Source organism: Geotalea uraniireducens Rf4, from assembly GCF_000016745.1.
Classification (GTDB): Bacteria; Desulfobacterota; Desulfuromonadia; order Geobacterales; family Geobacteraceae; genus Geotalea; species Geotalea uraniireducens.
This window is the reverse complement of the sequence record NC_009483.1, coordinates 2,741,617-2,753,529: the sequence shown is the minus strand read 5'-3', so window position 1 is coordinate 2,753,529 and position 11,913 is coordinate 2,741,617. Positions and strand designations below refer to the sequence as shown.

General features: G+C 50.7%; 8 protein-coding genes. 5 read left to right on the top strand and 3 right to left on the bottom strand.

From position 1 onward, the window contains the following. The first annotated feature begins 50 nt into the window (after window positions 1-50). Entirely contained in the window at window positions 51-1,502 is a 1,452-nt protein-coding gene (locus tag GURA_RS12070; RefSeq protein ID WP_011939247.1) for a sigma-54-dependent transcriptional regulator, read from the top strand. A gap of 170 nt (window positions 1,503-1,672) precedes the next feature. On the opposite strand, the gene GURA_RS12065 is transcribed toward GURA_RS12070, so the two are convergent. Continuing rightward, complete coding sequence (locus tag GURA_RS12065) at window positions 1,673-2,719, bottom strand: HD domain-containing phosphohydrolase (protein ID WP_011939246.1); 1,047 nt, start codon at window positions 2,717-2,719, stop codon at window positions 1,673-1,675. A gap of 11 nt (window positions 2,720-2,730) precedes the next feature. Continuing rightward, entirely contained in the window at window positions 2,731-5,040 is a 2,310-nt protein-coding gene (locus tag GURA_RS12060) for a PAS domain S-box protein (RefSeq protein WP_011939245.1), read from the bottom strand. Window positions 5,041-5,258: 218 nt separating this feature from the next. Between GURA_RS12060 and GURA_RS12055 the strand changes: the two genes are divergently transcribed. From GURA_RS12055 to GURA_RS12040, 4 genes are all read left to right on the top strand, one after another. After that, a complete protein-coding gene (locus GURA_RS12055; RefSeq protein WP_011939244.1) occupies window positions 5,259-6,446 on the top strand; it encodes an efflux RND transporter periplasmic adaptor subunit in 1,188 nt (395 codons plus the stop codon). Window positions 6,447-6,507: 61 nt separating this feature from the next. After that, window positions 6,508-9,615 (top strand): efflux RND transporter permease subunit, encoded by a 3,108-nt coding sequence (locus GURA_RS12050; protein ID WP_011939243.1) that lies wholly within the window; start codon window positions 6,508-6,510, stop codon window positions 9,613-9,615. A gap of 37 nt (window positions 9,616-9,652) precedes the next feature. Then, complete coding sequence (gene fliK, locus GURA_RS12045) at window positions 9,653-10,726, top strand: flagellar hook-length control protein FliK (RefSeq protein WP_011939242.1); 1,074 nt, start codon at window positions 9,653-9,655, stop codon at window positions 10,724-10,726. Further along, the gene (locus tag GURA_RS12040) at window positions 10,710-10,994 is read left to right on the top strand and encodes an EscU/YscU/HrcU family type III secretion system export apparatus switch protein (RefSeq protein WP_011939241.1); all 285 of its coding nucleotides are present in this window, start codon (window positions 10,710-10,712) and stop codon (window positions 10,992-10,994) included. Before fliK ends, GURA_RS12040 begins: the two co-directional genes overlap by 17 nt. Window positions 10,995-11,071: 77 nt before the next feature. Here the strand turns inward: GURA_RS12040 and GURA_RS12035 are convergent, their stop codons facing one another. Then, window positions 11,072-11,785: a CAAX prenyl protease-related protein gene (locus tag GURA_RS12035; RefSeq protein ID WP_011939240.1), complete on the bottom strand. Its 714-nt coding sequence runs from the start codon at window positions 11,783-11,785 to the stop codon at window positions 11,072-11,074. Window positions 11,786-11,913: the final 128 nt, after the last annotated feature.

Here is an 11,913-nt window from a genome sequence, read left to right as displayed (position 1 = left end):
CTTTTTAAGCCGATATGTAAAGTATCTACGTATAAGCGAGAGGACATATTATGAATACCAAACTGCTTATTTTGGATGATGACATTGATATTCTCCAGATGTTAAAGACCGTTTTCATCGGTGAAGAGATGGACATTATTTTGGAGAGCGAAAGTGAACAGGCCCTTCGCTTTATTACGACAGAGCGTCCCAATGTGGCTATTGTCGATATTAATCTTCCCAGGAAATCCGGCCTACAAGTGCTGCAGGAAGCGAAGAAGATCGATCCGGGGCTGTCAGTCATAATGACTACAGGCAACAAGACTACCCAGAATGCCATTGAGGCCATGAAGTATGGCGCCTATGATTATGTGACCAAGCCGTTTGATATGAACAAGTTGAAATCCGCTGTTCACAAGGCTCTGGAATGTAATCTTCTCAGTCGTAAAGTAAGATATACCAAAGATACCAAGCAGTTATCCGAAGATGAGCATGCCGATGACATCATGATCGGCTCTTCGCCTGAAATGATCGAGATCTGGAAAATGGTCGGGAAGGTGGCCGATTCCGATGCAACTGTCTTGATTCAAGGAGAAAGCGGTACCGGCAAGGAGCTTTTGGCTAGGGCCATCTATAACAATTCACGGCGGAAGAACCGACCGTTTTTGGCAGTAAACTGTGCAGCCTTACCGGAAGCATTGCTGGAATCCGAACTTTTCGGCCATGAAAAAGGAGCGTTTACCGATGCCCATGCACGCAGAATCGGCAAATTCGAGCAGTGCAACGGCGGTACGATCTTCCTGGACGAAATCGGCGAGATGAGCCTGTCCAATCAAGGTAAATTATTGCGGGTACTGGAAAACCAGGAATTCGAGAGGGTAGGGGGGAATGAAACCATACGAGTCGATGTGCGCATCATCGCTGCAACCAATAAGAGTCTGATTAATTCGGTGAAAGAGAAGGTTTTCAGAATGGATCTCTTTTATCGGTTGCGTGTCGTCAATTTTTTCTTGCCGCCTCTCAGGGAAAGGATAGAAGATATTCCCCTGCTGATTGATCTGTTTATCAAGAAATTTTCCCGTAAATATGGAAAATCAATCAAGCGCATAGCGAAGGAAACCCTGGAGTTGCTGATCGCGCATCCTTGGGAAGGGAATATACGAGAGTTGAAAAACGTCATCAATTCGGCAACCGTTTTTTGTAAAAGCGGTATCCTGATGCCGGAAGATCTGGAGTCATTTTTACAAGCCAAGGCAGGGTTCAAGGAGGTCGACCTTGACATTGCCGGTGAAGACTATTACGAGGTCTTCTGGAACATGCTCGAACCGGTTTTTGAAGGCATTTGCATCAAGAACAAAGGCACTATTTACGAGAGCGTCAATATGGGGCTTGAAAAGGCCCTTATCCATATGGCCATGGAAAAGTCCAATAATAATCAGGTGTTTGCCGCTAAACTGCTGGGAATCAGCCGTAACACGTTGCGGGACCGGTTGGAGCGTTACAAGATAGGTGCTACTGAATAAACGATATTGTATTAAGGGACTTGGTAATTATCAATATACCACGTAGGGGCGACAGCACGGCTTCATCGTGCTTCGCCCTTGTTCGCAACGCCACCAAAGGCGGGCGAAGCAGATAAAGCGTTTGCTTCGCCCCTCCAATCAAAATCGGTATATCAGGAAATTCTATGTACCTAAAGAAAGTATTTTCCGGCAGATTCTTCCCACTCTTTTTTCTGAACTTTCAAAAATACATCCACCAAAGCCGGGTCGAACTGGTAACCACTGCATTTGACAACTTCATCTATGACTGCATGAAAAGGAAGGGCCTTGCGATAAGGTCTGTCTGATGTCATGGCGTCGAGGGTGTCTACCAGCGCAAAAATGCGTGCGCTGACGGGAATTGTATCGCCCTGCAGCCCGTTTGGATAGCCGTTGCCGTCATAGCGCTCGTGATGGGCGAGCACTAATTCAGCAGCCCCTTTGAAATAATTTATTCCCGTGAGTATCTCATGTCCCACATGAGGATGTTGTTTCATTACGGTCCATTCGTCATTGTTCAATTTTCCCGGTTTCAAGAGAATGTTGTCTGAAATGCCGATCTTGCCGATGTCGTGCAGGAGCGCGCCTTTGGCCATTGCAGCCCGGTCGGTTTCGTTTATGCCCACTTCCCCGGCAAGCAATAGTGTGTACGCCATAACCCGTTCGGAATGGGAGCCCACCTCTTTTTCCCTTGCATCCAATGCCCTTATGAGTGCTGTCAACGTATGCTCATAGGCAAGATTTATTTCTCCCATTGCGGTACGGATCACTTCCGTCTGTTCACGTACCTTCATTTCCAGATTAGCCTGGTATTCCTTGTTATCACGCATCAACCGCTGTTTTTCCGTGGCATTTCGAGCAATCAGCAGAACCCTGTCCAGGTTGAACGGCTTGGTGATATAATCTTCTGCGCCAAGGTGAATGCACGACAAAGCCGTATCCATATCATTCATGGCTGTGACCATCAAAACGATGATTTCCGGTTTAAGGGTCTTGGATTCTTTCAGCAATTCGACTCCGGAGCGGCCGGGCATCATGATATCAAGGAAGGCAATATCTATCGGCTCTGTTTTCATGATAGCAAGGCCTTCTTCTACGTTGCTCGCCTGATGACAGATGTAACCTTCCTTGCCCAGGGTAGCGCACAGAAGATCTCTAATCATCTCTTCATCGTCTGCAATCAGTATATGTTCTTTCATGTACCATCTCCTTATGCCTTAACGGTTTCAGTCCGGATAGCGTCATTACCCAACGCATGCCCGACTTTTTTTACCAATGAACCGTTAACAAAAGGTTTTGCCAGAAAAGGCACCCCTTTTTCGAGGATCTTTTCAAAATTGATCTTGTCGTCGGTGTGGCCCGACATAAAAATTATCTTAATCCCCGGTTTCTTTTGCGTCAATGTTTCAGCCAGCTTCGGCCCGCTCATAAAGGGCATGACAACGTCGGTCAACACCAGATCAATTTCCGTCTGATGCTGGTCAAAAATCTCCAGTGCCTCCAGGGGGTCGGTTGTTTCAAGGACATTGTACCCCTGTTTGTTTAATGTATGGACCACGAGGTTAAGAACTCCCGGCTCGTCTTCAACTACGAGAATAGTTTGTGAGCCTTGCGGAACTTCTTCGGTGGACGGTTTTGTAATAGTATCCATCTGTTGGTGGACGCGGGGCAGAAATATCTTGAAAGTAGCTCCTTGTTCCAATTCGCTGGTTATATCGATATAACCGCCGCTTTGCTTGACGATGCCGTACACCGTCGCAAGCCCCAGGCCTGTGCCTCGTCCCAGTTCTTTTGTGGTAAAGAAGGGTTCAAACAGACGTCTTTTAACGTCCTCGCTCATGCCCATGCCGTTATCACAGACCGACAGCATGATATAACTCCCGGGAACGGAACCGGGGTGGTTTGCGGCAAATTCATCATCCAACTCTGCGTTGGCTGTTTCTATGACGATCCTTCCGCCGTCTTCCGAAGCATCACGGGCGTTCACTGCTAAATTCATGATGATCTGTTCAACCTGACCCGGATCGATCTTGATCAATCCCACGTCCGGATCCATGTTTGTCACGAGTGTGATATGCTCACCGATCAGACGGCAGAGCATTTTTTCGATGTTTTTAACCTGAGTATTTATATTCAGTACTTTGGGCGCCAATATCTGTTTGCGGCTGAAGCTTAGAAGCTGCCGAGTCAGATCCGCCGCCCGCTCGCCAGCGCGCAGTATCTGCTCTGCCTCTTTGTGCTGGGGAGAATCGATCCCCAATGATCGCAGCAAAAGGGTGCTATATCCGTTAATTATTGTGAGCAGGTTATTAAAGTCGTGTGCAATTCCACCTGCCAGTTGACCGATTGCTTCCATTTTCTGCGCCTGACGCAACTGCTCGATTGATTTCTTGCGCTCGGTTATGTCTTCCTTGACTCCAACGTAATGGGTTATTTGTCCTTCTGTGTTTTTAATGGCGGAGATTGATGCACTTTCCCAAAAAAGTTCGCCATTTTTCTTTTTGTTGTGATATTCGCCGTGCCACTCCTTTCCCGCGGTGATTGTTTCCCACATCTGCTTGTATTCATCCGCTTTCATGGTGCCGGCTTGTAAAATTCGAGGATTCTTCCCGAGCAACTCCTGTTCGTTATAACCGGAAACAGCCGTGAACTTGGGATTTACATATTCAATGTTGCCTTCTGTGTCTGTAATCACGACTGAAACCGGACTTTGCTCTACCGCTCGCCAAAGTTTGCGCAGTTCTTCTTCCGCGCGCTTACGCTCGGTAATGTCGAGCAAAGTTCCGATGACGGCCGGTTTTCCATTCAGTTCAGTTTTAGCGCCGTGTGCCTCCAGATCGATGATTTTTGCATATTTGCGCTTTCCCTGGAAATTGAAGTGAAGGCTTTGGGCATTTTCCCCCAGCAGATTCAAATAGCTTTCGATAACCTTGTTGCGGTCACTTTCGGCAACAAGATCCAAAAGAGTTTTGGATTCTATAAGCTCGTTTTGCTGGTATCCGAAAATCCTGGCAAACTTCGGATTTACATAGGAAAAAATACCGTCTTGCAGCAGATAGATGCCTACGAGCGACTGTTCGACAAGGCTCTGAAACCTTGCTTCTGTGGCATGAAGCGCTTTCTCGGCCTTTCTGCGCTCGTTACGGACGAATGCTTCTTTAAGTTCCCGTTTGATTGCGGGGATAAGCCTGGTCAGGTTGTCTTTGATGAGGTAGTCGCGGGCGCCGGCACGCATGGATTCAACGGCCACTTCTTCACCCATCTGTCCCGACACCATTATGAACGGTAAATCGATATTCAGCTGATGCAGTAATTTCAGTGCGGACAAGCCGCTAAATTGCGGCATGACGTAGTCCGATATGACAACGTCCCAGTTTTCGGCATTAAGAGCCGACTTCATTTCTTCTGATGTTTCAACCCGATCGACTACCGGATCGAATTCATGTTGAAGTTCTCTAACGATCAACCTGGCATCGTCTGGCGAATCATCAATAATCAGTACCCGAAGAGGAGGTTTCATTATGGTCACCGTCCTTGAAGAAGTAAGTAATGACCGTTTGCCAAGACTATCAATCTTCTTATCGGATTTCAGGGGAAGATATTTAGCAAATAGTTTCATGCGGAAACCCGGATGGGAAACTGTGAAGTTGAGCATATCCGACTAATGCAGAAATTCTTTAATAAACAGACCCGATGTGCTATGAAGAAAGTATAAACTCGACGGCAGGAGAGCCGATTATGAACTATACAACAGGTCTTCATCAGTTATCCATACATATCAGTAAAATTGCGTTGACGGGTGCAAAGTTTGCACTGTTGCTGCCGATTATCATGTTTTTGCTCCCCGGTTGTTCGAAGAAGCAGGAAAAGCCCCGGCCGAAGCCACCGGTACCGGTTAAAGTGTCAACGGCCGTGCAGAAAGATGTGCCGGTCCAGGTGAAGGCTATCGGCAATGTGGAAGCTTACAACACCGTCTCAATCAAAGCCCAGGTCAATGGACAGATTGCCCGGGTCCATTTCAGGGAAGGTCAGGAAGTGAAGAAGGGGGATCTCCTCATTACTATTGATCCTCGCCCCTTTGAAACGGCGCTCAAGCAGGCGCAGGCGAATCTGTTAAAGGATCAGGCCCAGGCAAGAAATGCAGATGAACAGGTGCGGCGCTATGGCGGGCTTGTGAAGGACGGCATCGTAACCCGGGAACAGTACGACCAGCTCAAAACCAGTGCCGATGCATTTGCTGCAACGCTGGCATCGGACCAGGCTGCTGTTGAGAGCGCGAAGATCCAATTGGCTTACTGCTTCATCCGCTCACCGATTAATGGCCGCACCGGCAATCTGATGGTTCAGCAAGGGAACCTTGTGAAAGCCAACGATGTTCCGGTGCTTGTCACCATCAACCAGATCAATCCGGTATATGTTACCTTCTCTGTACCGGAAAATGATCTGCTCGAAATCAAGAAGTACATGGCCGGCGGAAGGCTGAAAGTGGCGGCTGCCATCCCCAATGACGTTAGACCGCCTGAAACCGGGACGATAAGTTTTCTGGACAATATGGTCGATTCGACAACGGGGACCATCAAGTTGAAGGGCACCTTTGTCAACGCGGAGAGGCGTCTTTGGCCGGGGCAATTCGTCAATGTAATTGTGGTTCTGACCACCAGGCCTGATTCGGTGGTAGTCCCCACTCAAGCAATTCAGACCGGCCAGCAGGGGCCATTCGTGTTCGTGGTTAAAGCGGATAAGAGCGTGGAGCTTCGCCAGGTGACGGTCGGAACCGCCCTCAACGGTGAAACTGTTATTGAGAAAGGGGTGCAATCGGGAGAAACGGTAGTGATCGACGGCCAACTCCGTTTGATGCCGGGGGTGAAGATAGAAATCAAACAGCCGGAGCAAGGCAACAAAGTTAAGACGCAGCCTGCCGGTTGATCAGGGCTTCATATCCCGTGTCTCCTTTGTGTATCCGTCATAATTTTAAGGGGATTTTCCTGTGAATATAGCAGAGCTTTTTATCAAACGGCCGATCATGACCGCACTGGTCATGGCGTCGATTCTAATTTTCGGCCTCTCCGCCTACCGGCTCCTGCCGGTAAGCGATTTGCCCAACGTGGATTTCCCCACCATACAGGTAACTGCCAGTCTGCCGGGTGCCAATCCGGACACCATGGCATCGGCGGTGGCGACCCCGCTGGAGCGGCAGTTTTCGACCATTGCCGGCGTAGATTCAATGAACTCCATGAACGGCACGGGCACAACCTCGATAACCATTCAATTCAACCTCTCCCGCAACATCGATGCCGCTGCCCAGGACGTGCAGGCAGCCATCTCCCGCGCTTCGCGCCAGCTGCCGCAGAATATGCCGGCGCCGCCATCGTTTCAGAAGGTCAATCCGGCTGATCAGCCGATCATCTATCTTGCCCTCAGTTCACCGACCCTGCCGCTCTATACGGTCAACGACTTCGCTGACACCTTTATCGCCCAGCGCATATCGATGATCAGCGGCGTTGCCCAGGTGCAGGTATTCGGCTCGCAAAAATTCGCGGTGCGTGCACAACTCGACCCCAAAGCCCTTGCTACACGTCAGATCGGCATTGACGAGGTGTCCAAAGCCCTTGCAAATGGCAATGTCAACCTTCCTACCGGTACTATTGACGGCAAGTTCCAGGCATTCACCATCCAGGCCACCGGTCAGCTTTACAACGCCGCAGCCTACCGCCCCCTGATCGTTGCCTATCGCAACGGCTCGCCGGTGCGCCTTCAGGAACTGGGTCAGGTCATCGACAGCGTGGAAAATGACAAGGTGGCGAGCTGGTACAAGAACACGCGCGCGGTTGTTCTCGCCATCCAGCGCCAGCCGGGCACCAACACCATCGAGGTGGTGGACAGCATCAAAAAGCTTCTCCCTGTCTTTCGTTCCCAGATGCCCGCCTCGGTGGACCTGAATATCCTTTACGACCGCTCTGTTTCTATCCGTGATTCAGTGGCCGACGTCAAGTTCACCCTGATACTCACCATCTGCCTCGTCGTGCTGGTGATCTTCCTCTTTCTCCGCAACCTCTCGGCCACCATCATCCCGAGCCTGGCGCTCCCGTTCTCCATCATCGGCACCTTCGCCGCCATGTACGTCATGAATTTCAGCATCGATAATATCTCCCTCATGGCGTTGACCCTTTCGGTCGGCTTCGTCGTAGACGACGCCATCGTCATGCTGGAAAACATCGTCCGTCACATGGAGCATGGGGAAGGGGTGATGGAGGCGGCCCTCAAAGGGTCGCGCGAGATCGGCTTCACCATTCTTTCCATGACCCTGTCGCTGGTGGCGGTATTCATCCCGGTCCTCTTCATGGGGGGGATCATGGGGCGGCTTTTGCACGAATTCGCCGTTACCATCAGCATGGCGATCCTCATATCAGGCTTTGTTTCGCTAACCCTGACCCCCATGCTCTGCAGCCGTTTTCTGCGACCACCGCAGAAGGAACGTCATGGCCGTCTCTATATGTTCATGGAGCGCTTCTTTGACGGCATGCTCCGTACCTACGACCGGACCCTGCAAGTAGTGCTTCGTCACCGCCGCACCACCATAGCAGTCACTATTGCCCTGACCCTGGTGACGGGATGGCTGTTCACCAGGATCCCGATGGGGTTCCTTCCGACTGAGGACACCGGCCAGATTTTCGCCTTCACCGAGGCGGCCCAAGGGATCTCCTTTGAGGACATGAAGCGTCACCAGCAGCAGCTTGCGGCCATTGTCGCCCAGGATCCCAATATCGATGCCTTTATGTCATCCGTCGGGGCCGGGGGGGCGAGTGTTGCCAATAATACCGGCCGCATATTCATGCGGCTCAAGGCCCGCGACCAACGAAAGCTCTCTGCCGATGAGATCATCCAGGAGTTGCGGCCAAAGGTGTCGAAGGTGCCCGGCATCAATATGTTCATGCAGAATCTCCCTGCCATTCGAATCGGCGGCCAGTTGACCAAGAGCCAGTACCAGTACACCTTGCAGAGCCCCGACACGGATGACCTTTACAAATATGCCGCCGAACTGGAAGGGAAGATGCGTGCGCTTTCCCAGTTGCAGGACGTGACGAGCGACCTTCAGATCAAGAACCCGCAAGTGAACGTGGAGATCGACCGGGACAAGGCTTCAGCACTCGGACTTTCGGCGCAGCAGGTGGAGGATGCCCTCTATTACGCCTATGGTTCCCGCCAGGTATCGACCATCTATTCCCCCAATAACCAGTACCAGGTCATCCTCGAGTTGGATGACCTGTATCAGATGGACCCGTCGTCTCTGGCCATGCTTTACGTCCGTTCTACCACAGGCCGGTTGGTGCCGCTAAATACGGTGGCCAATCTGACCAAGAGCCTGGGGCCGCTCACCGTGAACCACCTGGGGCAGCTGCCGGCAGTCACCATCTCCTTTAACCTGAAGCCCGACGTCGCCCTTGGCGATGCCATGCCGTTGGTGGAAAAGTTATCGCATGAGACCTTGCCGCCGACCATCAGCACCAGTTTTCAAGGGACTGCCCAGGCATTCCAGGCATCATTGAAAGGGCTCTGGTTCCTTCTTTTCATGGCGATCCTGGTCATCTATATCGTGCTCGGGATTCTTTACGAGAGCTTCATTCACCCGCTCACCATCCTGTCGGGACTTCCGGCAGCCGGTTTTGGTGCGCTCGTTACACTTATGCTGTTCCACAAGGACCTGAACATATACGCCTTTGTCGGGATCATCATGTTGATAGGCATTGTCAAAAAGAACGCCATCATGATGATCGACTTCGCCCTGGAGGCGGAAAGGAAAGAGGGTAAAGCACCGCTCGACGCCATTTACGACGGTGCCATGATCCGTTTCCGTCCCATCATGATGACTACCATGGCGGCCCTTATGGGCACCCTTCCTATTGCCTTGGGTTTTGGCGCCGGTGCCGAGGCACGTCGCCCCTTAGGTCTGGCTGTTGTCGGCGGACTTGTTGTCTCCCAGCTTCTCACCCTCTACATAACCCCGGTTGTTTATTACTATATGGACAAATTGCTGGAAGAAGTGCGCGGCTGGGCAAGGAAACGTCCAAAATCGGCAACGGAGCAGAATCCTTAGGACCATGACAGGTGTAATTTAAAACGAGGAGCCTGGTGTGCTGATTAACGATGAAATCCAGAGACAGCTGTTACAGTTGTTCGCCAAATCATCCAATTTGCCCAAAATCGAGGCGGAACAGCAATCAGCCTCCCAACTGCAGTTGAATCCCGGACAGCAAGTACAGGCGGAGGTTGTCGCCAAGCTGCCCAACCATCTTTTCCTGGCACGCATAGCCGGCGAGCTGTTTAAAATGGAGATTCCCTTAAACGTTCAGCCGGGCGAAACCATGCATCTGACCGTTGTCACCGCAGAGCCCCGCATTACCTTCGAGCTGGCTAAGGGGGACAATGGCAATGGACCCGTAAATATCAGTGCCATGGGGAAATGGCTGAGTTCTCTTGTCGGAGATGCAGGTGTGGAGCAAAATGCTGCTGTTCGCCTGTTTTCAATGTCGAAGGTTCTTGACGGACCACCTGCCGATATGGAACAGTTTGCATCCAGGCTGCGAGAAGCCTTGACCCTTAACGGGCTATTTTACGAATCCCATCTTGCCGAATGGGCGATCGGTGAACGACAGCTTAAGGACATACTCCGCGAACCACAGGGGAAACTTTCTAAGCGGCTTGCTGCCGGTTCGCTGAAAGCGGGGCAGAATCAGTCGAGTGATGACGATATGATGCTCTCCTCTTTTAAAGGTGAGTCCGTTTCCTCCGACCGGCCTTCATCAGCGCACAACCGATCAAGCGCAGAATTTATTGCCGATTCGCAGACATTTCCCATAATCAGGGAACAGTTGGCAGCTCTTCACACCGGCCATCTGGTCTGGAACGGACAGGTTTGGCCTGACCAGAAAATGGAGATCACTATTGAAGAAAGGGATGTCAACGGCTCCCGGGGTGAGCCGCAAGAGAAAGCTTGGGAAACATCTCTCAAGCTGCATCTGCCCAGACTTGGGACAATTGCCGCTACCTTGCGTTTATCGGCTGACGGCGTGGACGTCGTCGTAGAAGCTGAGAATGTTGAAACAACAACCCTTCTGAAGGGGGATGGCGAGGGGTTGCGACAGTCCATGGATGGAGCTGGAATGAAGCTGGCTCATTTGGTGGTAAAAGATGGCAAAACGGCCTGATGACATGAAAAAGGCGGTGGCGATGGCGTATGATCCCGGTGATTATGCGCCACGGGTGATCGCCAAGGGTTGCGGCGTGACAGCTGAGGCGATAATTGCCCTTGCCAGGGAAAACGGCGTTTATGTGCACGAATCCCCGGACCTGATGAATTTATTGCTTCAGGTTGACCAGGATCGTTTTATTCCGCCGGAACTCTATCGAGCCGTAGCGGAACTGCTGGCCTGGCTTTATCGACTGGAACAGGGTACAGACGGTGTAGAACCCTGAAAATCAGGTAAATTTTACAAGTCGATCTCCTTCACGCTTACTCCGCAAGATTCCCCTTTCGTAGAATCCCCGATTTCCTACCAGAAATGCCATTGTCCGGTCGTAATCACATATATCCCCAGGGCCAGGTTTGTGACTGCATGCGCCAGGATGCACTGGGCGATGCTCTTGGAGTAATACAGAAGAAGATTGTAGGCGGCCCCAGCCATGATCCCGGCCAGTAAAAGATGGTGCTCAAAACCGAAAAATATTGTGGTGATCAGGAATGACGGCCAGGTGAATTGACCAATGGATATCTTGGAATATGTCTGGTTGATGATGTAGCGAATGAGAAATGAGCGCCAGAATAATTCCTCCATAATGGGGACGATGATCACTGCACCGGTCATCCGAACAAATGTCATACTCGTTCTCATCCGGTCGTCTTGCAAGATGCTTGGATTAAAGCCTTGTTGCGATGGATGGGATGTGAAGTTCCAATCCATGTTGATCCAGAGAATAAATACAACTATGCCCGAAATTATGCTGATAACCGAATGTTTGAATTTCAGAAGGTCACGCAGGCAGACCTCCGTGTAACATGACTTGAACGTGACCAGTAACAAAGCAACGGCAACTGTCTTGGCCGGGTATATATACATCGCTGCCGGCACTGAACCGTCGCCCCCTCCATTGTTTGCCCAATGAACAAACAGTTGTTCCAAACCCACAAATGCCATGAATAGAGCGTACGGCGCTATTCTCGGGAAAGTGCCATTCGTCAAAACCACCTGTTCATTGATCTCACCCATAACAATAAATTAATTTAAAATGCCAACATTGCAAGTGTGAACATAAACCTTTCTACCTCCCCCGTGATGCGAATCCCATTCGCTCAAAACGCCCTGTTTTGCCCGTTTTAAGCCCATCGTCTGTTTTA